Annotated in this window: 23 protein-coding genes; 16 read left to right on the forward strand and 7 right to left on the reverse strand. The window is 62.1% G+C overall.

Annotated elements, in window-relative coordinates:
* Positions 1-127: 127 nt before the first annotated feature.
* The 4 genes from rnc (at position 128) to pdxJ (ending at position 3424) form a co-directional block, all read left to right on the forward strand.
* Positions 128-817, forward strand: a complete 690-nt coding sequence (gene rnc / locus IB249_RS12955) for a ribonuclease III (RefSeq protein ID WP_192305220.1) — start codon at positions 128-130, stop codon at positions 815-817.
* Complete coding sequence (era, locus tag IB249_RS12960) at positions 810-1712, forward strand: GTPase Era (RefSeq protein ID WP_192305224.1); 903 nt, start codon at positions 810-812, stop codon at positions 1710-1712. The genes rnc and era overlap by 8 nt, the downstream gene beginning before the upstream one ends.
* Before the next feature lie 161 nt (positions 1713-1873).
* Positions 1874-2563 carry a DNA repair protein RecO gene (gene recO, locus IB249_RS12965; protein WP_192305226.1) on the forward strand — a complete coding sequence of 230 codons (690 nt, stop codon included), beginning with the start codon at positions 1874-1876 and terminating at the stop codon, positions 2561-2563.
* Between the two features lie 117 nt (positions 2564-2680).
* Positions 2681-3424 (forward strand): pyridoxine 5'-phosphate synthase, encoded by a 744-nt coding sequence (pdxJ, locus tag IB249_RS12970; RefSeq protein ID WP_192305228.1) that lies wholly within the window; start codon positions 2681-2683, stop codon positions 3422-3424.
* A gap of 127 nt (positions 3425-3551) precedes the next feature.
* On the opposite strand, the gene mltF is transcribed toward pdxJ, so the two are convergent.
* Positions 3552-5012, reverse strand: a complete 1461-nt coding sequence (mltF, locus tag IB249_RS12975) for a membrane-bound lytic murein transglycosylase MltF (protein WP_192305230.1) — start codon at positions 5010-5012, stop codon at positions 3552-3554.
* A 274-nt stretch (positions 5013-5286) separates the two neighbouring features.
* Between mltF and purL the strand changes: the two genes are divergently transcribed.
* Both purL and IB249_RS12985 read left to right on the forward strand, forming a co-directional pair.
* Entirely contained in the window at positions 5287-9183 is a 3897-nt protein-coding gene (purL, locus tag IB249_RS12980; protein ID WP_192305232.1) for a phosphoribosylformylglycinamidine synthase, read from the forward strand.
* Positions 9184-9187: 4 nt separating this feature from the next.
* Positions 9188-9499 carry a YqfO family protein gene (locus IB249_RS12985; protein WP_192305234.1) on the forward strand — a complete coding sequence of 104 codons (312 nt, stop codon included), beginning with the start codon at positions 9188-9190 and terminating at the stop codon, positions 9497-9499.
* A 98-nt stretch (positions 9500-9597) separates the two neighbouring features.
* Here IB249_RS12985 and IB249_RS12990 read toward each other — a convergent pair whose 3' ends face one another.
* From IB249_RS12990 to IB249_RS13000, 3 genes are all read right to left on the reverse strand, one after another.
* A complete protein-coding gene (locus IB249_RS12990; RefSeq protein ID WP_192305236.1) occupies positions 9598-14319 on the reverse strand; it encodes a DUF4329 domain-containing protein in 4722 nt (1573 codons plus the stop codon).
* 146 nt (positions 14320-14465) lie between these two features.
* Complete coding sequence (locus IB249_RS12995; RefSeq protein ID WP_192305238.1) at positions 14466-14972, reverse strand: L,D-transpeptidase family protein; 507 nt, start codon at positions 14970-14972, stop codon at positions 14466-14468.
* A 48-nt stretch (positions 14973-15020) separates the two neighbouring features.
* Positions 15021-15572, reverse strand: a complete 552-nt coding sequence (locus IB249_RS13000; RefSeq protein WP_192305240.1) for an NUDIX hydrolase — start codon at positions 15570-15572, stop codon at positions 15021-15023.
* Between the two features lie 158 nt (positions 15573-15730).
* On the opposite strand from IB249_RS13000, the gene IB249_RS13005 reads away from it, so the two are divergent.
* The 5 genes from IB249_RS13005 to purT all read left to right on the forward strand — a co-directional run bounded on the left by IB249_RS13005 (position 15731) and on the right by purT (position 18988).
* On the forward strand, positions 15731-16330 hold the full coding sequence (locus IB249_RS13005; RefSeq protein ID WP_192305243.1) for a CoA pyrophosphatase: 600 nt from the start codon (positions 15731-15733) through the stop codon (positions 16328-16330).
* Between the two features lie 70 nt (positions 16331-16400).
* Complete coding sequence (locus tag IB249_RS13010; protein ID WP_192305245.1) at positions 16401-16925, forward strand: gamma carbonic anhydrase family protein; 525 nt, start codon at positions 16401-16403, stop codon at positions 16923-16925.
* The gene (locus IB249_RS13015) at positions 16922-17137 is read left to right on the forward strand and encodes a DUF1289 domain-containing protein (protein ID WP_192305248.1); all 216 of its coding nucleotides are present in this window, start codon (positions 16922-16924) and stop codon (positions 17135-17137) included. Before IB249_RS13010 ends, IB249_RS13015 begins: the two co-directional genes overlap by 4 nt.
* Positions 17138-17241: 104 nt before the next feature.
* On the forward strand, positions 17242-17709 hold the full coding sequence (locus tag IB249_RS13020) for a preQ0 transporter (protein WP_192305250.1): 468 nt from the start codon (positions 17242-17244) through the stop codon (positions 17707-17709).
* 97 nt (positions 17710-17806) lie between these two features.
* Positions 17807-18988, forward strand: coding sequence for a formate-dependent phosphoribosylglycinamide formyltransferase (gene purT / locus IB249_RS13025; protein WP_192305252.1), 1182 nt, complete (start codon positions 17807-17809; stop codon positions 18986-18988).
* A gap of 119 nt (positions 18989-19107) precedes the next feature.
* Here the strand turns inward: purT and IB249_RS13030 are convergent, their stop codons facing one another.
* The 3 genes from IB249_RS13030 to IB249_RS13040 all read right to left on the reverse strand — a co-directional run bounded on the left by IB249_RS13030 (position 19108) and on the right by IB249_RS13040 (position 22678).
* The gene (locus IB249_RS13030; protein WP_192305254.1) at positions 19108-20424 is read right to left on the reverse strand and encodes an MFS transporter; all 1317 of its coding nucleotides are present in this window, start codon (positions 20422-20424) and stop codon (positions 19108-19110) included.
* Between the two features lie 193 nt (positions 20425-20617).
* Positions 20618-21853, reverse strand: a complete 1236-nt coding sequence (locus IB249_RS13035; protein WP_192305256.1) for a transporter associated domain-containing protein — start codon at positions 21851-21853, stop codon at positions 20618-20620.
* A gap of 12 nt (positions 21854-21865) precedes the next feature.
* Positions 21866-22678 carry an inner membrane protein YpjD gene (locus IB249_RS13040; protein ID WP_192305258.1) on the reverse strand — a complete coding sequence of 271 codons (813 nt, stop codon included), beginning with the start codon at positions 22676-22678 and terminating at the stop codon, positions 21866-21868.
* Between the two features lie 194 nt (positions 22679-22872).
* On the opposite strand from IB249_RS13040, the gene ffh reads away from it, so the two are divergent.
* From ffh to rplS, 5 genes are all read left to right on the forward strand, one after another.
* Positions 22873-24249, forward strand: coding sequence for a signal recognition particle protein (ffh, locus tag IB249_RS13045; protein WP_192305260.1), 1377 nt, complete (start codon positions 22873-22875; stop codon positions 24247-24249).
* A 248-nt stretch (positions 24250-24497) separates the two neighbouring features.
* Positions 24498-24749, forward strand: coding sequence for a 30S ribosomal protein S16 (gene rpsP, locus IB249_RS13050; RefSeq protein ID WP_007944872.1), 252 nt, complete (start codon positions 24498-24500; stop codon positions 24747-24749).
* Between the two features lie 5 nt (positions 24750-24754).
* Positions 24755-25291, forward strand: coding sequence for a ribosome maturation factor RimM (gene rimM / locus IB249_RS13055; RefSeq protein ID WP_192305262.1), 537 nt, complete (start codon positions 24755-24757; stop codon positions 25289-25291).
* Between the two features lie 2 nt (positions 25292-25293).
* A complete protein-coding gene (gene trmD, locus IB249_RS13060; RefSeq protein WP_010463006.1) occupies positions 25294-26046 on the forward strand; it encodes a tRNA (guanosine(37)-N1)-methyltransferase TrmD in 753 nt (250 codons plus the stop codon).
* A 45-nt stretch (positions 26047-26091) separates the two neighbouring features.
* Complete coding sequence (rplS, locus tag IB249_RS13065) at positions 26092-26442, forward strand: 50S ribosomal protein L19 (RefSeq protein ID WP_054593850.1); 351 nt, start codon at positions 26092-26094, stop codon at positions 26440-26442.
* Positions 26443-26511: the final 69 nt, after the last annotated feature.

Raw genomic sequence — 26511 nt, forward strand, 5'->3', positions numbered from 1 at the left:
GCGTCCAATGCATGAAAACAATGATATTCAGGACGTAATTTTTGAACACAGCGTTAAATGTCCCAAGCCTGCGCCGCACCCTGGTGATGGCGCTGGAATCCAGCCACGAACTCAGCGTGGGTAAACCGTGAGCGCCTCCTTAAGCCGTCTAGAGCGTCAGCTCGGCTACACCTTCAAGGATCAGGAACTGATGGTCCTGGCCCTGACTCACCGCAGTTTTGCCGGACGCAACAACGAGCGCCTGGAATTCCTCGGTGATGCCATCCTCAACTTCGTGGCGGGCGAAGCGCTGTTCGATCGCTTTCCGCTGGCCCGCGAAGGCCAGTTGTCACGGTTGCGCGCGCGGCTGGTCAAGGGTGAAACCCTGGCGGTGCTGGCCCGTGGTTTTGATCTGGGCGACTACCTGCGCCTGGGGTCCGGCGAGCTGAAAAGCGGCGGTTTCCGTCGCGAGTCGATTCTGGCCGACGCCCTGGAAGCGCTGATCGGTGCGATCTACCTGGATGCTGGCATCGATGTGGCACGCGAGCGCGTGCTGGCCTGGCTGGCCGGGGAGTTCGAAGGCCTGACGCTGGTCGACACCAACAAGGACCCCAAGACCCGCCTGCAGGAGTTCCTGCAATCGCGTGGTTGCGAACTGCCGCGTTACGAAGTGGTGGATATCCAGGGCGAACCGCATTGCCGAACGTTCTTCGTCGAATGCGAAGTCACCTTACTGAATGAGAAAAGCCGGGGTCAGGGTGTGAGCCGTCGTATTGCCGAACAGGTAGCGGCCGCCGCAGCACTGATTGCCCTGGGTGTGGAGAATGGCAATGACTGATTCAATCGCAACACGCTGTGGCTATGTTGCCATCGTCGGCCGTCCCAACGTGGGCAAGTCCACGCTGCTGAACCACATCCTCGGCCAGAAGCTCGCGATCACCTCGCGCAAGCCGCAGACCACGCGCCACAACATGCTGGGCATCAAGACCGAAGGCCACGTGCAGGCGGTCTATGTCGACACTCCCGGCATGCACAAGGGCGGCGAGAAGGCGCTGAACCGCTACATGAACAAGACCGCTTCGGCGGCGTTGAAAGACGTCGACGTGGTGATTTTCGTGGTGGATCGGACCAAGTGGACCGAAGAAGACCAGATGGTCCTCGAACGCGTCCAGTACGTGACCGGCCCGCTGATCGTGGCGCTGAACAAGACCGACCGCATCGAGGACAAGGCCGAGCTGATGCCGCACCTGTCCTGGCTGCAGGAGCAACTGCCCAACGCGCAGATCATTCCGATTTCGGCGCAGCACGGGCACAACCTCGATGCGCTGGAGCGTGTGATTGCCGAGCAGTTGCCGGAAAACGATCACTTCTTCCCGGAAGACCAGATCACCGACCGCAGCAGCCGTTTTCTCGCGGCTGAACTGGTGCGCGAAAAGATCATGCGCCAAATGGGCGCCGAATTGCCGTACCAGATCACCGTGGAAATCGAGGAGTTCAAGCAGCAGGGCAAAACCCTGCACATCCATGCCTTGATCCTCGTCGAGCGCGACGGCCAGAAGAAAATCATCATTGGCGACAAGGGCGAGCGCATCAAGCGCATCGGCACCGAGGCGCGCAAGGACATGGAGCTGCTGTTCGACTCCAAGGTCATGCTTAATCTCTGGGTCAAGGTCAAGGGCGGCTGGTCCGACGACGAGCGCGCGCTGCGTTCGCTGGGTTATGGCGATTTGTAAACGCTGAACTCTGGCCAATACCCATTGTGGGAGCGAGCCTGCTCGCGAGGGCGAACTGTCAGTCGACACCCATGTTGGCAGCAGGTCGCTATCGCGAGCAGGCTCGCTCCCACAGTGTTTTTGGCTAGTGTTCAATCCTGCGTTTCTTGAACGAGAAGTCCATGTCGCAAAGCCCGCCCATCGGCCAACCGGCCTACGTCCTCCACTCCCGCGCCTACCGTGAAAGCAGCGCGCTGGTGGACTTCCTCACGCCGCAAGGGCGGCTGCGGGCGGTGTTGCGCAGCGCGCGGGGCAAGGCGGGGACGCTGGCGCGGCCGTTCGTGCCACTGGAAGTCGAGTTTCGCGGGCGGGGCGAACTGAAGAATGTCGGGCGCATGGAAAGCAGCGGTGTGTCCACCTGGCTCAACGGCGAAGCGCTGTTCAGTGGCCTCTATCTGAACGAACTGCTGATTCGCCTGCTGCCAGCCGAAGACCCCCATCCCTCGGTGTTCGATCACTATGCCGCGACGCTGCTCGCGTTGGCCGAAGGCCGGCCGCTGGAGCCCTTGCTGCGTTCCTTCGAATGGCGCCTGCTCGACGATCTCGGCTACGGCTTCGCGCTGTCCACCGACATCCACGGCGAGCCCATCGCGCCCAACGGCCTCTACCGCCTGCAAGTGGATGCTGGCCTGGAGCAGGTCTACCTGCTGCAACCCGGCCTGTTCAACGGCACCGAACTGCTGGCCATGGCCGAGGCCGACTGGTCGGCCCCCGGTGCGTTGTCCGCCGCCAAGCGCCTGATGCGTCAGGCGCTGGCGGTTCATCTGGGCGGTCGTCCCCTGGTTTCCCGAGAGTTGTTTCGAAAGCCCTAGGGGCTGTTGATGCCGTATGGCGAGTCGCGTTGGCGCGCAACGCGGCCGGCATCCAGCATTAACAGACCCTAGCATGTATGCTGTGCACCGAACTTTCTCTTCTTCTGGAGCATTTCCGTGACCACCAGCACCCGCATTCTTCTTGGCGTGAACATCGACCACGTTGCCACCCTGCGTCAGGCCCGGGGCACTCGCTACCCGGATCCGGTCAAGGCGGCACTGGACGCGGAAGAGGCGGGCGCTGACGGCATCACCGTGCACCTGCGTGAAGACCGTCGGCACATCCAGGAGCGCGACGTACTGCTGCTCAAGGACGTGCTGCAGACCCGCATGAACTTCGAAATGGGCGTCACCGAAGAGATGATGGCGTTCGCCGAGCGCATTCGCCCGGCGCATATCTGCCTGGTCCCGGAAACACGCCAGGAGCTGACCACCGAAGGCGGCCTGGACGTGGCGGGGCAGGAGGAGAGGATCAAGGCGGCGGTGCAGCGCCTGTCGAAGCTCGGCGCTGAGGTGTCGCTGTTCATCGATGCCGATGAACGGCAGATCGAAGCCTCGCGCCGTGTCGGCGCGCCGGCCATCGAACTGCACACCGGTCGCTATGCCGATGCCGAAACACCGACCGACGTTGCGCAAGAGCTCAAGCGGGTCGCCGACGGTGTGGCGTTTGGCCTGGCCCAGGGCCTGATCGTCAATGCCGGCCACGGTTTGCACTACCACAACGTGGAAGCGGTCGCGGCGATCAAGGGCATCAATGAACTGAACATCGGACACGCACTGGTGGCGCACGCGTTGTTCGTTGGCTTCAAGTCGGCGGTTTCCGAGATGAAAGCGTTGATCCTGGCCGCTGCCAAGGCCTGAGGGCTGATGCAAAACCCATGTGGGAGCGGGCTTGCTCGCGAAAGCGTCATGTCGGTCAACTGTGATGTCGACTGACACGACGCATTCGCGAGCAAGCCCGCTCCCACACTTGATGTGATGGTGTCTTTTAAAGCGGCGGTGTTTCCTGCGCCGGCTTGCTCTTGTCGATGGCCGGGACGTGCAGGTTGCCCTCGGCGACCTGATTGCCTTCAAGCTGCGGCTGCGTGACCCAGGTCAGGATGTCGTAGTAGCGGCGGATGTTCGCCACGAAGTGCACCGGTTCGCCGCCCCGGGCATAGCCGTAGCGGGTCTTGCTGTACCACTGCTTCTGCGACAGGCGCGGCAGGATCTTCTTCACGTCCAGCCACTTGTCCGGGTTCAGCCCTTCCTTGGCCGCCAGCTTGCGCGCGTCATCCAGGTGACCGCTGCCGACGTTGTAGGCCGCCAGTGCAAACCAGGTGCGATCCGGTTCCTGGATCGACTCGTCCAGTTGATCCTTCATGTAGGCCAGGTACTTGGCACCGCCCATGATGCTTTGTTTGGGGTCCAGGCGATTGGACACGCCCATGGCCTGCGCGGTGTTCTGGGTCAGCATCATCAGGCCGCGCACGCCGGTCTTCGAGGTGACGGCCGGTTGCCACAGCGATTCCTGGTAACCGATGGCCGCCAGCAGGCGCCAGTCGACCTTTTCCTTTTTCGCGTAGTTCTTGAAGTGCTGCTCGTACTTGGGCAGCCGCTGCTGCAGGTGTTGGGCAAACGTGGTGGCGCCCATGTAGCCGAGCACGTCGACATGCCCGTAGTAACGGTCCTTGAGCCGTTGCAGGGTGCCGTTCTTCTTCACTTTGTCGAGGTAGGCGTTGATTTCATTGAGCAGGCTGTTGTCGTCGCCGGCCGCCACCGCCCAGCTCTGGTCGCTGGCATCACCCAGGTCGAAGGCGACCCGGATATTGGTGAAGTAGACCTGGTTCATCGCCACTTCGTTGGAGTCGACAAGCGTCAGGTCGATCTGGCCTTCATCGACCATGCGCAGCAGGTCAACGACTTCCACCGCGTCGGACTCTTCGTATTCGATACCGGGAAATTTCTGCTTCAGTTCCGCCAGTTGTCCGGCGTGGGTGCTGCCCTTGAGCACCATGATCTTCTTGCCGACCAGATCCTTGGGATCGGTCGGCCGCGACTGGCCGTTGCGATAGATGACCTGCGGGGTGACTTCGAGGTAGGAGTGGGAAAACCGTACCTGCTTCTTGCGCTGTTCGCTGCTGACCAGGCCGGCCGCCGCGATGACCGGACCGTTGGGCTTGCCCACCTGGTCGAACAGGTCGTCGAGGTTGTCGGCGGTTTCGATCTTGAGTTCGACCCCCAGATCGTCGGCGAAGCGCTTCACCAGCTCGTATTCGAAGCCGGTTTCACCGTTGCGATCCTGAAAGTAGGTGGCGGGGCTGTTTCGGGTGACCACCCGCAGCACGCCATCCTCCTTTACGCGCTCGAGCGTGTTGGGTTTATCAACACAGCCACTGAGCACCAGGAAGAGTCCGGTAGCGATCAGCCATTTGGCGCATCGCGGACGCAAAGCCGTTGGGGAAAACATCTGCGCAGTATACGCAAAGGACCACGAGCGCCATATATCGACAGCGAGGGCCTTGTCTGGTAGAGCGGGAGAAACCCCTCTGGAGCCCGCAGGAATGGGCTTTGACGACAATTTGTGACAGTAAAAATAACCCGGGGCGAAACGCCGTCCCCGGCGCAAAAAAACGGCTCGGCGCCCGAGGACGACCGTGTGTACCGTTTCGGGTGATGTCGCGGGCGGTTTAGGCTAGAATGCACGGCCTCAAAGCACACCCCTTCCCGAGGCTGTCCCGAAGATGTTGATCCTGCGCGGCGCTCCTGCCCTTTCTGCCTTTCGCCACAGCAAACTCCTTGAGCAACTGAGCCAGAAGGTTCCGGCTGTCAGTAGCTTGTATGCTGAATTCGCTCACTTCGCCGAAGTTACCGGCGTCCTGACCGGCGACGAACAGCAGGTGCTCGCGCGCCTTCTGAAGTACGGCCCAAGCGTTCCGGTACAGGAGCCGACCGGTCGCCTGTTCCTGGTATTGCCACGATTCGGCACCATCTCGCCATGGTCCAGTAAAGCCAGTGATATCGCCCGCAACTGCGGCCTGAGCAAGATTCAGCGCCTGGAGCGCGGCATCGCGTTCTACGTCACCGGCCAGTTCAGCGAGGCCGAGGCCCAGTCGATCTCGGACACGCTGCACGACCGCATGACCCAGATCGTCCTCGGCAACCTGGAGCAGGCCGCCGGCCTGTTCAGCCACGCCGAGCCCAAGCCGCTGACGGCGATCGATGTGCTCGGCGGCGGTCGCGCCGCCCTGGAGAAAGCCAACGTCGAGCTGGGCCTGGCCCTGGCCGAAGACGAGATCGACTACCTGGTCAACGCCTTCGTCGGCTTGAAGCGCAACCCGCACGACATCGAACTGATGATGTTCGCCCAGGCGAACTCCGAGCACTGCCGTCACAAGATCTTCAACGCCAGTTGGGATATCGACGGTCAGAGCCAGGAAAAAAGCCTGTTCGGCATGATCAAGAACACCTACCAGATGCACAGCGAAGGCGTGCTGTCCGCCTACAAGGACAACGCGTCGGTGATCGTCGGCAACGTGGCCGGCCGCTTCTTCCCGGACCCTGAAACCCGCCAGTACGGCGCGGTGCAGGAGCCAGTGCACATCCTGATGAAGGTCGAGACGCACAACCACCCGACCGCGATTGCCCCGTTCCCGGGTGCTTCCACCGGTTCCGGTGGCGAGATCCGCGACGAAGGCGCAACCGGTCGTGGTGCCAAGCCAAAGGCCGGCCTGACCGGTTTCACCGTCTCCAACCTGCAGATCCCTGGCTTCGAACAGCCGTGGGAAGTGCCGTATGGCAAGCCCGAGCGCATCGTCACCGCGCTGGACATCATGATCGAAGGCCCGCTGGGCGGCGCGGCGTTCAACAACGAATTCGGGCGTCCGGCACTGACCGGCTACTTCCGTACCTTCGAGCAGTCGATCAGCACCCCCCACGGCGACGAAGTGCGCGGTTACCACAAGCCGATCATGCTGGCCGGTGGCATGGGCAACATCCGTGAAGAACACGTCCAGAAAGGCGAAATCGTCGTCGGTTCCAAGCTGATCGTGCTGGGCGGCCCGGCCATGCTGATCGGCCTGGGCGGCGGTGCCGCTTCTTCCATGGCCACCGGCACCAGCTCGGCGGACCTGGATTTCGCCTCGGTACAGCGCGAAAACCCGGAAATGGAGCGTCGCTGCCAGGAAGTCATCGACCGTTGCTGGCAACTGGGTGACAAGAACCCGATCAGCTTCATCCACGACGTGGGTGCGGGCGGCCTGTCCAACGCCTTCCCGGAACTGGTCAACGACGGCGACCGCGGTGGCCGTTTCGAACTGCGCAACATTCCAAACGACGAGCCGGGCATGGCCCCGCACGAAATCTGGAGTAACGAATCCCAGGAACGCTACGTCCTGGCAGTCGGTCCGGCGGACTTCGAACGCTTCCAGGCGATCTGCGAACGCGAGCGTTGCCCGTTCGCCGTGGTCGGCGAAGCGACAGCCGAGCCGCAACTGACCGTCACCGACAGCCACTTTGGCAACAACCCGGTGGACATGCCGCTGGAAGTGCTGCTGGGTAAGGCCCCGCGCATGCACCGTTCGGTCGTGCGCGAAGCCGAGCTGGGCGATGACTTCGATCCGTCGACCCTGGACATCGCCGACAGCATCGAGCGTGTCCTGCACCACCCGGCCGTGGCCAGCAAGAGCTTCCTGATCACCATCGGCGACCGTACCATCACCGGCCTCGTGGCCCGTGACCAGATGGTCGGCCCATGGCAGGTCCCGGTGGCCGACGTTGCCGTCACCGCCACCAGCTTCGACGTCTACACCGGTGAAGCGATGGCGATGGGCGAGCGCACTCCGCTGGCCCTGCTCGACGCTCCGGCATCGGGCCGCATGGCCATCGGCGAAACCCTGACCAACCTGGCCGCGTCGCGCATCAACAAGCTCTCCGACATCAAACTGTCGGCGAACTGGATGTCCGCCGCCGGCCATCCGGGTGAAGACGCGCGCCTCTACGACACCGTGAAGGCGGTGGGGATGGAGCTGTGTCCGGAGCTGGGCATCACCATTCCGGTGGGCAAGGACTCGATGTCCATGGCCACGCGCTGGAACGACAAGGGCGAAGACAAGACCGTCACCTCGCCGATGTCCCTGATCGTGACCGGTTTTGCACCGGTGTCCGACATCCGCCAGACCCTGACCCCGCAGCTGCGCATGGACAAGGGCACCACCGACCTGATCCTGATCGACCTCGGTCGTGGCCAGAACCGCATGGGGGCCTCGATCCTCGCCCAGGTTCACGGCAAGCTCGGCCGGCACGCGCCGGACGTCGATGACGCCGAAGACCTGAAAGCCTTCTTCGCCGTGATCCAGGGCCTCAACGCCGACGGTCACCTGCTGGCTTACCACGACCGCTCCGACGGCGGCCTGCTGACCAGCGTCGTGGAAATGGCCTTTGCCGGTCACTGTGGCCTGAACCTGAACCTCGACAGCCTGGCGGACACCTCGGCCGACATCGCCGCGATCCTGTTCAACGAAGAACTGGGCGCGGTCATCCAGGTTCGCCAGGACGCCACGCCGGACATCCTCGCGCAGTTCAGCGCCGCTGGCCTGGGCGATTGCGTATCGGTGGTCGGTCAGCCCATCAACAATGGCCAGATCAACATCACCTTCAACGGCGATACCGTGTTCGAAGGCCAGCGTCGTCTGCTGCAACGCCAGTGGGCCGAGACCAGCTACCAGATCCAGCGTCTGCGTGACAACGCCGACTGCGCCGATCAGGAGTTCGACGTCCTGTTGGAAGAAGACAACCCGGGCCTGAACTTCAAGCTCAGCTACGACGTGAACCAGGACGTTGCCGCGCCTTACATCAAGAAAGGCGTTCGTCCACAGGTTGCCGTGCTGCGTGAGCAGGGCGTCAACGGCCAGGTGGAGATGGCGGCCGCGTTCGACCGCGCCGGTTTCAACGCGATCGACGTGCACATGAGCGATATCCTCGCCGGCCGTGTCGACCTGAATGAATTCAAGGGGCTGGTGGCGTGTGGTGGCTTCTCCTACGGCGACGTACTGGGCGCCGGTGAAGGTTGGGCCAAGTCCGCACTGTTCAACAGCCGTGCCCGCGATGCGTTCCAGGGTTTCTTCGAACGCAACGACAGCTTCACCCTCGGCGTGTGCAACGGTTGCCAGATGATGTCCAACCTGCACGAGCTGATCCCGGGAAGCGAATTCTGGCCGCACTTCGTGCGTAACCGTTCCGAGCAGTTCGAAGCTCGTGTGGCGATGGTCCAGGTCCAGGAGTCCAACTCGATCTTCCTGCAAGGCATGGCCGGTTCGCGCATGCCGATTGCCATCGCACACGGTGAAGGCCATGCCGAGTTCGAAAGCGAGGAAGCGCTGCTGGAAGCCGACCTGTCCGGTTGCGTGGCGCTGCGTTTCGTCGACAACCACGGCAAGGTCACCGAGACCTACCCGGCCAACCCGAACGGCTCGCCGCGCGGGATCACCGGCCTGACCAGTCGCGACGGTCGCGTCACGATCATGATGCCGCACCCGGAGCGTGTGTTCCGTGCGGTGCAGAACTCGTGGCGTTCGGACGACTGGAACGAAGACGCACCGTGGATGCGCATGTTCCGTAACGCTCGCGTCTGGGTGAACTGAGGCGGTGTACAAGCTCGGCTTCTTCGTGCCCGACAGCCACGTCGAGACGGTGAAAACCGCCGTCTTCGAAGCCGGCGGCGGGCGCATCGGCGACTACGACCACTGTGCCTGGCAAGTGCTGGGCCAGGGCCAGTTCCGCGCGTTGGACGGCAGCCAGCCGTACATCGGGCAGCTCGGTCAGGTTGAAGTGGTGGACGAATGGAAGGTTGAGCTGGTGGTGGCGGATGAGTTGATCAGGGCCGCTGTGGCCGCGTTGAAACTCAGCCACCCCTACGAGACACCGGCTTATGAAGTGTGGCGGCTGGAGGATTTCTGATCCCGCCTGCCGGCAATGAAAACCCGCTGGGCCATCAGGGCCAGCGGGTTTTTTTACGCCTGTCGATCAGGATGGCCTTGGCCGTTCAGCGCTGAACATCAGAGTTCGTCCCGCGTGTGCACAATGCCTGGGCTCGGCGTTTGCTGACGTTGCAGCTTCCACTGTTTGCCCATGGGCCCGACCTGCCGCCAGTAATGTCCGGCGATCAGCACCCGAAAATCCCCCAGGTCGACCAGTCTGGAAATGAATTCCTCCGGCTTCAGCCGTGTCACCCATCGGCCCCCTTCAAACACCACCGGCGTCGTGGACAGCAGGTCCCGTTCGGCGTCTGTGTATTCCGGGGTGTACCTGAGCAGCACATCGTGAGGGCTGGAGTAGTAATAGTGGCGGATCGCGAAGCCCTTGTTTTTCAGGTCATGGGTCCGTTCGCGAACCATGAGCGGGGAGGCGAAGTTGGCGTAGACCTGCTCGGTATCCGGCGCTTGTGTGGTGTTGCCGGATAAATGCAGCTGATGCGAGGCCACCGGCTCGTATCCCTGAGGATAGGTGGGGTAGCGGTCGACGAGCGTCCTGGAAGGATCATGCCTCGGGCGGAAGATTCGATTGACCGAATTCTCGCCGGTGGCGCTGCTGCTCAGGGGATCGAGGGGGACGAAACGGTTGGCCATTCCGGAGGGCGAGGCCGCTCGGGCGAGGATCGCGCTGTCGAAACCCTCATCGATGTCGTGGGCATAACCGCTGCCCGCGCGTTGCTGGATATAGCGGGCCGCATCGTCGCAGTGCTCGAAGACAGGCCCCAGTGGCGGCTCCGGATTGGCCCTCCAGCGTTCCTGGATCAGCACGTCAGCCATGCGTGGTTGCCAGTTTTCGTCGACCCTGCCATGCCGCGACCAGTATGCGCTGGTCACGATGACGTCGAGTTCTCCCGCACGTGCCATGCGCCGGATGTAGTCCGGCAGGTTGAAGGTGTCTCGCGAAAGGTCCTCTTCGTCCTGCGCCGCCTGGGCCTTGGAGGCGAACAGATTGGGCCGCAGGTCCAGTTGGCCCCGGGCGTCGTGAAATTCGCCGGGTTCAAAGCTGCTCATCGCGAATCGCAGCAACGCGCCATCGGCGCAGGACAAGTAGATCAACCTGTATCCTTGCGGGGTGTAGGCCGCCGAACACAGGTGGTGAATATCGAGTGGCGAGAACAGGAATAGCCGGCACTCGGGTGTCTGTTCTCCAGCGGGCGAGCGGCGGGCGCAGGCATACAGCGCGTGCACGGCATATTGAGCGGGGGGCGCACCTCGCACCAGGACACGGTCGGTAGCGATCGCTGAAGAATGGGTCTCCAACGGCAGGCTGGCGTAAAACAAGCCGTCCCGGGCGCCCCACAGCATCACCCCGAAGGTCGCGGCGGTTCGCTCGCCCGCCGCTTCATGTACGTGGCGCGCTGCAGCGTCTGCCTGAATGAACAGCGGGCTGCACAGGGGGGCGATGTCGGCTTTGGTGTCGACCGTGGCGGCTACGGGGTAAGGCTGCCATTCGGTCACCTTGCGGCGCGGGCCCCAGAAACGGCTACCGCTCACGACGTACAGATCGCCGGCGCCGGTCAGGCAATTGCACCAGGCGCCGGGCTTGAGCGCGCCGCTGTAAAGCAGTTGCTTGACGGCATTGCCATCGAGCTTCGAGGCGTCGCTGGAGACGCCCTGCACCTCGCTCTTCAATTGCGCCTGCAAGTCGTCCAACCGCCCGCTGCGGTAGCGAATGATCGAGCCTTGCGGGCCAAACAGGTATTCATCGAGTGCCGGATCGGCCTGGGGCGCCGGGATTCTCTTGCGGTTGAATGCCGTGAACAGAGTGTCGACGGACAGCAGGTTCAGGTAGGTCTGCTTCTGCAAGTGTGACAGCACCATCGACGGCTCGTGCACGACCCTGGAGCGATAGCGGCCTGCCACCTTGCACCCGTCGGGAAACAGCCCGTTCAGAACGCTTTGTGCGGGATAGATGACACTGACGTCGAAATCCTCACTGGCCACCTCGACCGGCTCGGTGCTCAGGTACAGCCCGTCCGGGCGGATCAGCAGCAGACCGCCAAAGATTTTGCCCGTCTGCTCGGGGAGTCGGGAGCGGGCGTAGACCGCAGCGTCATCCATGTTTTTGAAGGCGGGGCTGAGCCAGCGGCGTTGCAGGTGCATGAACGGGCGCCAGTCCGGATCGACCGGCCCCGGCCGATCCCAGCACAAGCTGGTGCGCATCACGTGCAGCCCGCCTTGCTTGATGACGGTCCGGACAAAAGCGTCAGGCTGCATTTTTCCGCTGGTCAGCAGGCTCTTGAAATCGTCGAGCCCCAGGCCCGGCACATCGTTGTCGAACAGTCGGTTGCCCTGGCGATTGTCGAATTTCAACAGGGCGCCATCCTGGGTGGAAATGTACAGCGCGATGGGGGTGGCAGGCTCCGAGGCTCGTCGACGCCGAGAATAGTAGACCGCGGGAAAGAGATCGTCGGGCAGGATGAAGTGCTGCGACAGCCAGGAGGCCGGTTGTTCCAGCGAATGTTTGAGGCGCTGGCGCGAGTAAAAGAACGCATGACGCTGGAAGCCCTCCGGGTAGGTGTACCAGGGCGGGGTCGTGGTGATGCCGAACAGGCTTTGCGGCTGGAACACGTCATTCCTGGCCTCGCCGATCGGTATCAGTTCACTGGCGACATACTCTTCCCGGTCCTTGTGCTTGAGGATAAAACCGAACCAGGCTTTTTCCTGTTCGTGCAGGCGCACATCGCGGGAGTACTGGTCTTCGGCGGCTTCATCGGCCGTGGCAAACACCGCGCCAAACGCGACCTGTTCGGGGCGTTTCCATTTCCACGGCGAATAGGCTGCCGACCAGTCGGGCGTCAGTTGCCCTCGGGGACCCCATAATTCGCTGTTCAACACTACGGTCAGGCGCCCGGCGGCGGCCTGTTCCTTGATGAACGCGGTGGGCAGGGTCATGCCGGTTTCCAGTTCTGTCGCCAGAGGTCCCGGATGCCTGTGGGTGCCCAGGCGCTTGTCGAAGGCTCGTGTGGTGCCGGTTTCAAAAGGCTCGAAGCGCAACAGGCTATGGGCGGAGCCGGAGAGATACAGCGGCCGTTCATCCAGCAGCACCTGGCGCATTTCTTCGACGCTGAACATTTGCAGGCTCAAGGCGGCCTCCTGCCGGGTCCATTTCAACCTTTGCACTTTCTCGGGGTCGAGCAGCGACAGCGCCTGGTGCGACACATAACGGCTGTGCAATACCAGGCCCTCGGGAAAAACAGGCCGGCCGGCATTGTCGTGGGGATAGAAGTGGCCGCTGCCGAGCGATTCGATGCCGCCTTCCAGCGCCAGCGTGGCGACGAATCGCCGGTCGCTGCGTTGAAAGATGTAGCCGGCAAACTGACGATCCCGGCGGTGGCCGATCTGACGGTGCAGGTAGCGGGCGGCGTCGTCGGCCGACAGAAACAGCGGGCTCAGTATCGGCCAGGAAAAACCGGCGAAGGATTGCCAGTCGCGATCGACAAGCCCCGGCCGGGCCCACAGTGCGCTGGCTCGCAACACATCGAGTCGCCCGGCCAGTGCCACTTCGCTGACGTATTCGCTCGGCCTGAGCGCCCCGGCGCGCAACCGTGCGTGCCGGCCTCCGTCGCCAACAGCGCCGTCGGGGGCTGGCGTGCTCAGTGCCGACTCGAGTGCCGAGTCGCTGAAACTGTATTTCAACAGCGAGGAATCACCTGCTTGCATGTACAGCGACAATGGGATGTCGGAATCATGCCGCATATCTCGGTGGCAGGCGACGGCGAGGGCCATGTCCTGCGGTGTGAAGAAGTTCTCGTAGAGCCACGGTTCACGAGGGGGGTACAGCGCGGGGTCGGGCCGGGACGCATAGTAAAAACCCTCCAGTTGGTAACCGGCCGGCAGCTTCAATTGACCGCCGTCGCCGGCGGGGAAATACGACGCCGGCGTCCAGGCGGCGCGTCCCGGGCGGCGCGCCTGTGTCGCGACGAACGCCTGGGCCGAGCGGTCCCTGAGCACCAGCCCCCAGGAAAGCGCATCCTTGGCTTTCAAGGCCGCCAGCACGGCATGCTCGGCGCTGATGCAAACGCGCGTCAATGCCGGCATTTGTGTGATCTCGCCCTTGGAGAAAGCCCGGCCGGGCTTCCAGTCCGTCGGCACCTTGCCGACGGAGTCGCCCCAGTCCTTGTTCGAAACGATCACCTTCAGCTCACCCAGTGAGGCGATTTTCCGGATGACATTGGCCACCCCGTAGACGCCTACCGGGTTATCACGGGGCGCACCGGCCTTGAGCCAGAGGTAGTAGCTGAATTCTTCCCTGGAGCCGCTGGGTGAATATTTCAGCAGCGAACCGTCGGGGCCGCAAAGATAGGCACTGGCGAAGAACGTGCGTTCGGACACGTCGGCGACGAAATCGATGTCGGAGAAGAATCCCAGGAACAGCCTGAGGGTCAGTTCATCCTGTCCCGGGTTGGCTGCGCGGATTTTATCGTGGGCGGGGGGATGGGAGTGGACGTTGGCGACACAGGTATAACCCGACGGATGGACGTAATTGCCCTGGGCATCCACATCGAGAAGGGTGCGCAGGTCAAAGCGGTTCACTTCGCCGGGCACAGGCTCGGTGGCCACGAATTGGCCGTCGCGCTGGCGCAGGATGACACTGCCATGCTCCCGGTCGGAGTCGGCCGGAATCCGGAGCTGAACCCAGCGCGCGGCGTCCTCTTCGGTCAGGAACCCGGGGCTCAGTTTCGCCAGCCTGGTTTTTTGGGGGGGTGGAGCGGCGCGGCCGTCATGAGCAGACACGTCATTCATGATCAAAATCCTTTTGAAAAATCGGGATAGTTATCGAATGAGTCTGTGTGTGCGGCGTCGGGGATCAGCGATACATAGTTGTCGCTTGTGTATCCAGCGGTGTGACGGGCTTCCAGCCGGACGGTGGAAGCCCTGAGGGGAGGGCGTTACGGACGAATTTCGATCATCGTGCCGTCCGGCACCAGGTTCCACACTTCGCGCATGTCGACGTTGCGCAGGGCGATGCAGCCGTCGGTCCAGTCCAGGGTATGGAACAGGTCTTCCGGGTTCTCTTCGGAGTCCGGTGTGCCGTGGATCATGATCATCCCGCCAGGATCGACGCCTTCACGCCGGGCGCGGGCCGAATCGCTGATGTTCGGGTAGGAAATGTGCATCGACAGGTTGAATTTGTCGCTGGTCTTGCGCCAATCCAGCCAATAGAAGCCTTCGGGCGTGCGTTTGTCGCCTTCTATCAGCTTGGGGCCCTTTTTCGCGCCCTTGCCCAGCGAGATGCGGTAGGTCTTGAGCGGCTTGCCGTCGTTGATCAACTGCAATTGATGGGCGGACTTGAGAACCAGGACCTTCTCGATGACTTTGCCGTTATAGGTGCCCACGGCCGAAGCCTGGGACATTGCAACGAACGACAGGCAAAACAGGGCAAGCAACCAGCGCATTGAAACAATTCCCCAGAAGTGACGCAGACAGTTTGATGATGAATGTATTCAGGTGATCGCCGGCTGAGCAAGCGGTGGGATCGACTCCGAGCGTACGGGGTAGACCTCGGTCCGTCGGTCAGCGAAGAAGCATTCCAGGGTCCGCCCCACCGTGCGGAAAGCCAGTTCGGACCACGGGATCTCGGCTTCGTCGAAAAGCGCCACTTCCAGGCTCTCGGGGCCGGCGGAAAAATCCAGGTCCGCCAGTTCGGCACGGAAGAACACGTGCACCTGGCTGATGTGCGGCACATCGATCAAGGTGTAGATGCTCAGGTTGCGTACCCGCGCGCAAGCTTCCTCGGCCGTTTCGCGAATGGCCGCCTGCTCGATGGTTTCACCGTTCTCCATGAAGCCGGCAGGCAGGGTCCAGTAGCCGAGGCGTGGCTCGATGGCGCGTCGGCACAATAACACTTTCGAGCCCCAGGTCGGCACGCAGCCGGCGACGATATTGGGGTTCTGGTAGTGAATCGTCTGACAGCTGTCGCAAACGAAGCGCAGGCGCGAGTCGCCTTCGGGAATGCGCTGGGTCACGGGCTGGCCGCAGTGGCTGCAAAATTTCATGCTGGGGTTCCTGGGTGCCGCGTCTATCTTTGCGTGCATCTTGGCGTGCGGCGGTGTCTGTCGGCAAGTTGTCGTTTCGCGACACACGGCTGTTCGGGGGTTGGGCGGTCGGTGCGATTGGTGCATGATGCGAGGTAGAGCACACATCGAGAAGACTCATGCTGGACGAGCTACTGCATCGAGTAAGCAACCATACCCCCCGCACACTGGAGACCGACAAGCGTTTCCCTGAGGCCGCGGTTCTGGTGCCCATCACCCGCAGCGACGAACCGGAACTGGTTCTGACCCTGCGTGCCAGCGGGCTCTCGACCCATGGTGGCGAAGTGGCCTTTCCCGGCGGGCGGCGCGATCCCGAAGACCCGGACCTGATTTTCACCGCCCTGCGCGAAGCCGAGGAGGAAATCGGCTTGCCACCCGGGTTGGTCGAGGTGATAGGTCCGTTGAGCCCGCTGATCTCCCTGCACGGCATCAAGGTCACGCCTTATGTCGGGGTGATTCCGGATTTCGTCGAATACCAGGCCAACGATGCCGAGATCGCCGCCGTGTTCAGTGTGCCCCTCGAGTTTTTCCGCGAAGATCCGCGCGAGCATACGCATCGCATCGATTACCAGGGGCGCAGTTGGTACGTGCCCAGTTATCGCTACGGGGAGTACAAGATCTGGGGGCTGACGGCAATCATGATCGTCGAGTTGATCAACCTGCTTTATGACGCCCGCATCAGCCTGCATCAACCGCCCAAGAGTTTCATCAATACCTGAAGCCATTGCCGGCATGGCCCCGAACCCTGCTTTTAGCACGTGAGCCTGCCTGAGCCCCGAGGACATCACCATGAAATACCGCCTGGGCGACGCCCGCGTCGAAACCCATCCGCAGAGCTGGGTCGCACCCAATGCCGTGCTGGTTGGCAAGGTCAAGCTGGAGGAGGGCGCCAACGTCTGGTTCAACGCGGTGCTGCGTGGCGACAACGAATTGATCCTGATCGGCCAGAACAGCAACGTCCAGGACGGCACCGTGATGCACACCGACATGGGCTACCCGCTGACCCTGGGCACCGGCGTCACCGTCGGCCACAACGCCATGCTGCACGGCTGCAGCGTGGGCGACTACAGCCTGATCGGCATCAACGCGGTGATTCTCAACGGCGCGAAGATCGGCAAGCACTGCATCATCGGCGCCAACTCGCTGATCGGCGAGGGCAAGGAAATCCCCGACGGCTCGCTGGTCATGGGCTCGCCGGGCAAGGTCGTGCGCGAGTTGACCGAGGCGCAAAAGAAAATGCTCGAGGCCAGCGCTGCTCACTATGTGCATAACTCGCAGCGTTATGCCCGCGACCTGGTCGAGCAGGAACAATGACCAGCCCTGAACGTCCGGTCCTTTCGCCCTGCGTGAACATCTGTGCGCTGGACGACGATGACATCTGCACCGGCTGCCAGCGCACCGTGCAGGAGATCACGGGCTGGAGCCGGATGGACAACGACGAACGGCGCCGGGTGCTGGGGTTGTGCCATGAGCGGGCCAAGTCCAGCGGGTTGCTGTGGATGCTCCCTGGGAAGTCCGGCGCCTGACAGCACCCGTCGCCAGCAAGCCGGCACAGCCACCGCCGATATTGGCCTGAGGCCCTGCGTGAAGTAACCTGCACACCCGCTCCTCAGGTCATGCCACGCCTACCATGTTCTTCCTGATCGCCTATATCGGCAGCGTCGTGCTGATCAACTACGCCTTTTCCTCTGCGCCACACCTGGACATCATCTGGTCGGCCTGGGGTGGCCTGGTGTTCGTGCTGCGCGACATGGTGCAGATCCGTTTCGGTCATGGCGCCATCGTGGCAATGCTGGTGGCGCTGGTGCTGTCGTACGTCACGTCTGACCCTTCCATCGCACTGGCCAGCGCCACTGCGTTCGCGGTCTCGGAGTGCATCGACTGGCTGGTGTTCAGCATTACCCGGCGCCCGCTGCACGACCGCCTGTGGATAAGTTCGGCCTTGAGCATCCCGCTCGATACCTTCATTTTTTTCGGCATGATCGACGCCTTCACGCCGGCCGTGATTCTCACGGCCATGGGGTCGAAGTTCGCCGGGGTGACGGCGGTCTGGCTGATCATGGCCTGGCGCTTGCGCAAACAGGCCGTCGCCAGCTGAAGCCAAACCCTCAGGTTCATGTAAAATGCCGCGCTTTCTTCCCGTGGGAAGCGCACTGGGCGCCTTCCTCGATGATCCGCTCCTTTGAGGACCTGAGATGACCCGTATCGGAACTCCATTGTCGCCAACCGCGACCCGCGTATTGATGTGTGGCTGTGGTGAGTTGGGCAAGGAAGTGGTGATCGAGCTGCAACGCCTGGGCGTTGAAGTGATTGCCGTGGATCGTTACGCCAACGCACCGGCCATGCAGGTTGCCCATCGCAGCCACGTGATCAACATGCTCGACGGCGCCGCCCTGCGTGCCGTGATCGAAGCCGAGAAGCCGCACTTCATCGTGCCGGAAATCGAAGCCATCGCCACCGCGACCCTGGTCGAACTGGAAGCCGAAGGCTTCACCGTGGTGCCGACCGCGCGTGCCGCGCAACTGACCATGAACCGTGAAGGCATCCGCCGCCTGGCCGCCGAAGAGCTGGACCTGCCGACTTCGCCTTACCACTTCGCCGACACCTTCGAGGACTACAGCAAAGCCGTCGAGGACCTGGGTTTCCCGTGCGTGGTCAAGCCGGTCATGAGCTCTTCGGGCAAAGGTCAGAGCCTGCTGCGCAGCGTCGATGATGTGAAAGCCGCTTGGGATTACGCCCAGGAAGGCGGCCGTGCCGGCAAGGGCCGGGTCATTATCGAAGGCTTCATCGATTTCGATTACGAAATCACCTTGCTGACCGTGCGTCACATTGGCGGCACCACGTTCTGTGCCCCGGTCGGTCACCGTCAGGAAAAGGGCGACTACCAGGAATCCTGGCAGCCACAGGCCATGAGCCCGGTTGCCCTGGCAGAATCCGAGCGCGTTGCCAAAGCCGTTACCGAAGCCCTGGGCGGTCGCGGGATGTTTGGGGTCGAGCTGTTCATCAAGGGCGATCAGGTATGGTTCAGCGAAGTCTCGCCACGTCCGCATGACACCGGCCTGGTGACCCTGATTTCCCAGGACCTGTCGCAGTTCGCCCTGCACGCGCGGGCCATCCTGGGTTTGCCGATCCCGTTGATCCGTCAGTTCGGGCCATCGGCCTCGGCGGTGATTCTGGTGGAAGGCCAGTCGACCCAGACCGCGTTCGCCAACCTGGGCGCAGCCTTGAGCGAACCGGACACGGCGTTGCGCCTGTTCGGCAAGCCTGAAGTGAACGGCCAGCGCCGCATGGGCGTGGCCCTGGCGCGGGACGAGTCGATCGAAGCTGCCCGGGCCAAAGCGACCCGTGCTGCCCAGGCGGTGGTGGTCGAGCTCTAAACCGCAGCGCGGCTATCGCGAGCAGGCTCGCTCCCACAGGGGTGATGCTTGTGGAGGCAGGCTGCCCCCGCAGATCGGTATGATCTTGTGGGGGCGAGCCTGCTCGCGATGGCGACCGGTCAAGCCACCCGATTCAGATCGTTGTTGCGCGTCTCTTTCAGGCACAGCACCGCCAGCAGACTCAATACCGCTGCCCCCGACACGTACCCGCCGACATAACTCAACCCTCCCATCGCCACCAGCTTCTGCGCGAAGAACGGCGCCGCCGAGGCTCCGACAATGCCGCCCAGGTTGTAGGCCGCTGACGCACCGGTGTAACGCACGTGTGTCGGAAACAGTTCCGGCAGCAGCGCCCCCATGGGCGCGAACGTCACACCCATCAGAAACAGCTCGATGCACAGAAACAGCGCCACGCCCCAGGTCGAACCCTGGGTCAACAGCGGCTCCATCAGAAATCCGGACAGAATCGCCAGCACGCCACCGATGATCAGGATCGGCTTGCGTCCGTAGCGGTCGCTGGCCCAGGCCGACAGCGGGGTGGCGGCGGCCATGAACAGCACGGCGAAGCACAGCAGCCCAAGGAAGGTTTCGCGGGTGTAACCCAGCGTCGACACGCCATAACTGAGTGAAAACACGGTCGAGATGTAGAACAGTGCATAGCACACCACCATCGATCCGGCCCCCAGCAACACCGGCGCCCAGTATTGGCTGAACAGCTCGACCAGCGGCAGCTTCACCCGTTCCTGGCGCGCCATGGCGTTGGCGAACACCGGGGTCTCGTGGAGTTTCAGGCGCACGTACAGGCCGACCATCACCAGCGCGGCGCTGAGCAGGAAGGGAATCCGCCAGCCCCACGAACGGAACTGTTCGTCATCCAGGCCCATGGCCAGGCTCAGGAACAGGCCGTTGGCGGCGAGAAAACCGATCGAAGGGCCGAGTTGGGGAAACATGCCGAACCAGGCGCGTTTGCCCTTGGGCGCATTTTCCGTTGCCAGCAGCGCCGCACCGCCCCATTCGCCGCCCAGCCCCAGGCCTTGGCCGAAGCGCAACACGCAGAGCAGGATCGGCGCCCAGGCACCGATGCTGTCGTAACCCGGCAGGACACCGATCAAGGTGGTACAGATGCCCATCAGCAGCAGCGAGGCGACCAGGGTCGATTTGCGCCCGATGCGGTCACCGAAATGGCCAAACAGCGCCGAGCCCAAGGGGCGCGCCAGAAAAGCGATGCCAAAGGTGAGAAACGCCGAGAGCATCTGGGCAGTGCCGGAGGTCTGCGGGAAAAACACCGGGCCGATCACCAGCGCTGCGGCCGTGGCGTACACATAAAAGTCGTAGAACTCAATGGCAGTGCCGATGAAGCTCGCCGTCGCGACCCGAGTGGCTGAGTTCGTCGGCTGTTCGGGCGTGGTTTCGGTAAAGGTCGTGCTGGTCGTCATGCGGTTGTCCCTGACAGTCATGTGCTCCCGTGGAGCGAATTATTATGGTTGAACACCCAGGGATGTGGGTTTGCAGCGGGGTGCGGGTAGCACGGGTAGGGCGGGGCTTGGGTAAGCGTGGTGCGATTATAGGAAGGTGGCTAACGATTGAACAAGGGCAAACCCCTGTGCATCCAGGCTGGATCGGCGAGGGTTATGGGGTGACGGGAACGGCGCTGGTGTGCCAGATCAATACGCGGGTCACGCGATTGTCCTCGGTTTCCAGAATCTCCAGCCGGTAACGCCCGATCTTCAGGCACACCGGGCTGTCCGGAATCGTCTCCAGTGCCTCGGTCACCAACCCATTGAGGGTTTTCGGGCCGTCGCTGGGCAGGTGCCAGCCGAGGCTTTTGTTCAGCTCGCGGATGGACGCCGCGCCATCGATCACCAGACGTCCGTCGGCCTGTGGATGGATGTGCGGGTTATGCAGGCTGTGCTGGCTTTCGAATTCGCCGACGATTTCTTCGAGGATGTCTTCCAGGGTCACAATGCCGAGCACCTCGCCGTACTCGTCGACCACCATGCCCAGGCGCCGTTGCTGCTTGTGGAAATTCAGCAATTGCAGTTGCAGTGGGGTGCTCTCCGGGACGAAATACGGGTCGTAGCTGGCGGCCAGCAACGCTTCGCGGGTCAGGTTGCCCTCGGTCAGCAGATGGCGGATCTGGCGGGTGTTGAGCACCGCTTCGACCTGATTGATGTCGCTGTGGAACACCGGCAGGCGTGTGCGCCGATTGGCCCGCAATTGCTCGACGATCTCTTCGATGGAGTCGTCCAGGTTGATCCCGTCGACATCGCTGCGCGGCACCAGGATGTCATTGACGGTGATGTTGTCCAGCGCATGAATGCCCGGCAGCGGGTGTGGTCGGCAGACCGGGCTCTGCGGGTCATCATGGCGATCGGTCGGCGTTTCGTCCTCGCTCTGCTGCACCACCCGGACCCTGCGGGCAAACGGTCGCGTCAGCAACCGGCTGAGGCCATCGAGCAGCCAGGCGGCGGGGTAGACGATTTTCAGTGGCACGCCGAGCAGGGTATTGCCCAGGGACAGGACGGCATCCGGATAACGCGCAGCGAGGGCGCGCGGCAGGTAGTCGGCAAACACCAGGAGCATCGCGCCCGCCACGAGGCAGGCGACCCACGGGCCGTTTTCGGCCCAGGTGAAAATCGCCAGCAGGGTGCTGATGACCACCACCAGTGCGCGACACAGGGTGTTGCAGAAGATCAGGCTGGACAGCGGGAAACTCAGTTTCGCCACCGGCTTGTCGCTGGAGCGCGAGGCCGTGCGTTGGGCCAGCAAATGCTGTTGCGCAGCCTCGATGGCGGTGAACAGCCCCGACCATAAAATCAGCAGGGCCACCACGGCGAGCATCGGTCCTATGGGCAAGTCGTCCATTAATGCCGCCTGTCAGATATGCAGGATGTATTCACGGACCAGTTTGCTGCCGAAGTACGCCAGCATCAGCAGGCAGAAACCGGCCAGGGTCCAGCGGATGGCCTTGTGTCCACGCCAGCCGAGGCGATTGCGACCCCAGAGCAGCACGCTGAAGACGATCCAGGCCAGGCACGCCAGCAGGGTCTTGTGCACCAGGTGCTGGGCGAACAGGTTGTCGACGAACAGCCATCCGGAAATCAGCGACAGCGACAACAGGGTCCAGCCGGCCCAGAGGAAACCGAACAGCAGGCTTTCCATGGTTTGCAGCGGCGGGAAGTTCTTGATCAGCCCGGACGGGTGCTTGTGCTTGAGCTGATGGTCCTGGACCAGCAGCAACAAGGCCTGGAACACCGCGATGGTGAACATGCCGTAGGCGAGGATCGACAACAGGATGTGCGCGAGGATGCCCGGCTCTTCGTCGATGATCTGCACCGTGCCGGCAGGTGCGAACTGGGCGAGCAGCACGGTCGCGACGCCCAGCGGGAACAGCAGGATCAGCAGGTTTTCCACGGGGATTCGTGAACACGCCAGCAGGGTCAGGGCGATGACGGCGGCAGCGATCAGGCTGGCGGCGCTGAAAAAGTCCAGGCCCAGGCCGATCGGCGTCAGCAGGTGGGTGAACAGGCTGGCACTGTGGGCCAGGACCGCCAGCACGCCGAGCGTGACCAGCAGGCGCTTGTTCGCCTTGGCGCCGGAGGCCAGGCGAGTGCCCTGATAAATGGTCGCAGCGGCATACAAGCAGGCGGCGGCGAGCGTGGTGAGCAAACTGGGTGACAAGGGGAGCATAAATCCTGTTAGGCAAGCCCGAAAGGCGCTGAGTTTGGCATAGAACCCCCACGGCACGAAAGTGCGAGGTGTGCGCCAGACGCAGTCTTCGCTATAATCCGCGACCTGCCCACGCCGCCAGCTCGCCGAGCACCTGTTTTTCCGCTCTGGGCCGCCATTATCCCGGTCCACACAGGGCCTGAAAGGATCGCGCAATGTTTGAAAACCTAACCGACCGTCTCTCGCAGACGCTGCGCCATGTCACCGGCAAGGCCAAGCTGACCGAGGACAACATCAAAGACACCCTGCGCGAAGTGCGCATGGCGCTGCTCGAAGCCGACGTCGCCTTGCCGGTGGTGAAGGATTTCGTCAACTCGGTCAAGGAACGCGCCGTCGGCACCGAAGTGTCGCGCAGCCTGACGCCGGGCCAGGCCTTCGTGAAGATCGTCCAGGCCGAACTCGAAAGCCTGATGGGTGCGGCCAACGAAGACCTGAACCTGAGCGCCGTGCCACCTGCGGTCGTCTTGATGGCCGGTCTGCAGGGCGCCGGTAAAACCACCACGGCCGGCAAGCTCGCGCGCTTCCTTAAAGAGCGCAAGAAGAAGTCGGTGATGGTCGTGTCCGCGGACGTGTACCGTCCGGCGGCGATCAAGCAGCTGGAAACCCTGGCCAACGACATCGGCGTGACGTTCTTTCCGTCCGACCTGAGCCAGAAGCCGGTGGACATCGCCCAGGCGGCCATCAAGGAAGCCCGGCTGAAATTCATCGACGTGGTGATCGTCGATACCGCCGGTCGCCTGCACATCGACGAAGAGATGATGGGCGAGATCAAGGCGTTGCACGCGGCGGTCAACCCGGTCGAAACCCTGTTCGTGGTCGACGCCATGACCGGTCAGGACGCCGCCAACACGGCCAAGGCCTTCGGCGATGCGCTGCCCCTGACCGGCGTGATCCTGACCAAGGTCGACGGCGATGCCCGTGGCGGTGCCGCGCTGTCGGTCCGTGCCATCACCGGCAAGCCGATCAAGTTCATCGGTATGGGCGAGAAGAGCGAAGCGCTCGAGCCGTTCCACCCTGAGCGTATCGCTTCGCGCATCCTTGGCATGGGTGACGTGCTCAGCCTGATCGAGCAGGCGGAAGCGACCCTCGACAAGGACAAGGCCGACAAGCTGGCCAAGAAACTGAAGAAGGGCAAGGGCTTCGACCTCGAAGACTTCCGCGATCAGTTGCAACAGATGAAGAACATGGGCGGCCTCGGCGGCCTCATGGACAAACTGCCCAACATCGGCGGCGTGAACCTGGCGCAGATGGGCAACGCCCAGGGCGCGGCAGAGAAGCAGTTCAAGCAGATGGAGGCCATAATCAACTCCATGACCCCCGCCGAGCGTCGCGACCCCGAGATGATCAGCGGTTCGCGCAAGCGCCGGATCGCCATGGGTTCCGGCACCCAGGTGCAGGACATCGGTCGCTTGATCAAGCAGCACAAGCAGATGCAGAAGATGATGAAGAAGTTTTCCGCAAAAGGCGGCATGGCCAAAATGATGCGCGGCATGGGCGGTATGTTGCCCGGCGGCGGCATGCCGAAGCTATAAGGAAGGCGCCGGTCATCGCATCGGCGCAGGCCCGCAGGGAGGCGGGATCTCCAGCAAACCCGCACTTGGCGGGAGCTGACTGGCCGTTGTCAACGACGGCTCTATAGCAAATCTGGATGGCGGCCGATAGACCGCCGGAAAAAGTCATTTGCAAAAGTCCGGATATTCCTTAGAATATGCGGCCTTTCGGGCACCTATGCCCGCTGTGCCTTTAGATTTGCAGCACCGACTACAGGAACGATGTTCACATGCTAACAATCCGTCTTGCCCTTGGCGGCTCCAAAAAGCGCCCGTTTTACCACTTGACCGTAACCGACAGCCGCAACCCGCGCGACGGTTCGCACAAGGAACAGGTTGGTTTCTTCAACCCTGTTGCCCGTGGTCAGGAAGTTCGTCTGTCCGTGAACCAAGAGCGCGTAGCCTACTGGCTGAGCGTTGGTGCACAGCCTTCTGAGCGCGTTGCTCAGTTGTTGAAGGACGCTGCTAAGGCTGCGGCCTGAGCAATATGAACGCGACGCCAGCTGTTGCTGATGATTTGATCGTTATCGGCAAAATTTATTCGGTTCATGGCGTTCGCGGCGAAGTGAAGGTGTATTCCTTTACTGATCCGACTGAAAACCTGTTGCAGTACAAATCCTGGACGCTCAAGCGCGAAGGAAGTGTGAAACAGGTCGAGCTGGTCAGCGGACGTGGGAGCGACAAGTTCCTGGTCGCAAAGCTCAAGGGTCTTGATGATCGTGAAGAAGCGCGTCTTCTGGCCGGTTACGAGATCTGCGTGCCGCGTAACCTGTTCCCTGAACTGACCGACGGCGAGTACTACTGGTACCAGCTGGAAGGTCTGAAGGTTATTGATCAACTCGGGCAATTGCTCGGGAAAATCGATCATCTTCTGGAAACCGGCGCCAATGATGTAATGGTGGTCAAGCCTTGCGCTGGCAGCCTGGATGATCGCGAACGCCTGTTGCCCTATACCGAGCAATGCGTGTTGGCCATCGACCTTGCCGCAGGCGAGATGAAGGTGGATTGGGACGCGGACTTCTAAGCGTGGCTAACTTGCGCGTAGAAGTGATCAGTCTGTTCCCCGAGATGTTCTCCGCCATCAGCGAGTACGGCATCACCAGTCGGGCGGTGAAACAGGGGCTGTTGCAGCTGACCTGTTGGAATCCGCGAGACTACACGACGGATCGACATCACACGGTGGATGATCGCCCATTTGGCGGTGGTCCGGGCATGGTGATGAAGATCAAGCCCCTGGAAGATGCTCTGGTTCAGGCCAAGGCAGCAGCCGGGGAGGCGGCGAAGGTGATTTACCTGTCCCCCCAAGGCCGTCAACTGACTCAGTCGGCGGTACGCGAGTTGGCGAATCTGGATGCATTGATCCTGATTGCCGGTCGCTATGAAGGCATTGACGAGCGTTTTATCGAGGCTCATGTCGATGAAGAGTGGTCGATTGGCGACTATGTACTGTCTGGCGGCGAGCTGCCGGCGATGGTCCTGATCGATGCGGTTACACGACTGCTGCCCGGAGCTTTAGGGCATGCGGACTCCGCCGAGGAAGATTCCTTTACGGATGGTCTGCTGGATTGCCCGCACTACACCCGACCTGAGGTGTATGCGGATCAGCGTGTTCCCGACGTATTGCTAAGTGGCAATCACGCGCACATCCGGCGTTGGCGTTTACAGCAGTCCCTTGGTCGGACCTTTGAACGACGCGCCGATCTTCTGGAAAGCCGCTCGCTTTCTGGAGAAGAGAAGAAGCTGCTCGAGGAATACATCCGCGAGCGGGACGATAGTTAACAACGTATCGATGGTAGATCCGACGATTTACCTTAGGAGCACAGCATGACTAACAAAATCATCCTTGCACTCGAAGCAGAGCAGATGACCAAAGAAATCCCTACCTTTGCCCCGGGCGACACCATTGTCGTTCAGGTGAAAGTGAAGGAAGGCGACCGTTCGCGTCTGCAAGCGTTCGAAGGTGTTGTTATCGCCAAGCGTAACCGCGGCGTAAACAGTGCATTCACCGTTCGTAAAATCTCCAACGGTGTTGGCGTAGAGCGTACTTTCCAGACCTACAGCCCGCAAATCGACAGCATGGCTGTCAAGCGTCGCGGTGACGTACGTAAAGCCAAGCTGTACTACCTGCGCGACCTGTCGGGTAAAGCAGCTCGCATCAAGGAAAAACTGGTTTAAGTCCAGCTTCCGATGCAAAAAAAGCAGCCTGCGGGCTGCTTTTTTGTTGCCCGCGATTTATCGTTCCGA

The organism is Pseudomonas sp. PDM04, from assembly GCF_014851765.1.
Classification (GTDB): Bacteria; Pseudomonadota; Gammaproteobacteria; order Pseudomonadales; family Pseudomonadaceae; genus Aquipseudomonas.

Bases quoted from the DNA above. Each gene is read 5' to 3' on its own strand.
- IB249_RS13020 (WP_192305250.1), top strand. From the start codon at position 17,242: ATGTTCTTCCTGATCGCCTATATCGGCAGCGTCGTGCTGATCAACTAC.
- IB249_RS13000 (WP_192305240.1), bottom strand. From the start codon at position 15,572: ATGAAATTTTGCAGCCACTGCGGCCAGCCCGTGACCCAGCGCATTCCC.
- IB249_RS13035 (WP_192305256.1), bottom strand. From the start codon at position 21,853: ATGGACGACTTGCCCATAGGACCGATGCTCGCCGTGGTGGCCCTGCTG.
- mltF (WP_192305230.1), bottom strand. From the start codon at position 5,012: ATGTTTTCCCCAACGGCTTTGCGTCCGCGATGCGCCAAATGGCTGATC.
- purT (WP_192305252.1), top strand. From the start codon at position 17,807: ATGACCCGTATCGGAACTCCATTGTCGCCAACCGCGACCCGCGTATTG.
- IB249_RS13040 (WP_192305258.1), bottom strand. From the start codon at position 22,678: ATGCTCCCCTTGTCACCCAGTTTGCTCACCACGCTCGCCGCCGCCTGC.
- IB249_RS12995 (WP_192305238.1), bottom strand. From the start codon at position 14,972: ATGCGCTGGTTGCTTGCCCTGTTTTGCCTGTCGTTCGTTGCAATGTCC.
- IB249_RS13005 (WP_192305243.1), top strand. From the start codon at position 15,731: ATGCTGGACGAGCTACTGCATCGAGTAAGCAACCATACCCCCCGCACA.
- IB249_RS13030 (WP_192305254.1), bottom strand. From the start codon at position 20,424: ATGACGACCAGCACGACCTTTACCGAAACCACGCCCGAACAGCCGACG.
- IB249_RS13010 (WP_192305245.1), top strand. From the start codon at position 16,401: ATGAAATACCGCCTGGGCGACGCCCGCGTCGAAACCCATCCGCAGAGC.
- purL (WP_192305232.1), top strand. From the start codon at position 5,287: ATGTTGATCCTGCGCGGCGCTCCTGCCCTTTCTGCCTTTCGCCACAGC.
- IB249_RS13015 (WP_192305248.1), top strand. From the start codon at position 16,922: ATGACCAGCCCTGAACGTCCGGTCCTTTCGCCCTGCGTGAACATCTGT.
- IB249_RS12990 (WP_192305236.1), bottom strand. From the start codon at position 14,319: ATGAATGACGTGTCTGCTCATGACGGCCGCGCCGCTCCACCCCCCCAA.
- ffh (WP_192305260.1), top strand. From the start codon at position 22,873: ATGTTTGAAAACCTAACCGACCGTCTCTCGCAGACGCTGCGCCATGTC.
- rpsP (WP_007944872.1), top strand. From the start codon at position 24,498: ATGCTAACAATCCGTCTTGCCCTTGGCGGCTCCAAAAAGCGCCCGTTT.
- rplS (WP_054593850.1), top strand. From the start codon at position 26,092: ATGACTAACAAAATCATCCTTGCACTCGAAGCAGAGCAGATGACCAAA.
- rimM (WP_192305262.1), top strand. From the start codon at position 24,755: ATGAACGCGACGCCAGCTGTTGCTGATGATTTGATCGTTATCGGCAAA.
- recO (WP_192305226.1), top strand. From the start codon at position 1,874: ATGTCGCAAAGCCCGCCCATCGGCCAACCGGCCTACGTCCTCCACTCC.
- era (WP_192305224.1), top strand. From the start codon at position 810: ATGACTGATTCAATCGCAACACGCTGTGGCTATGTTGCCATCGTCGGC.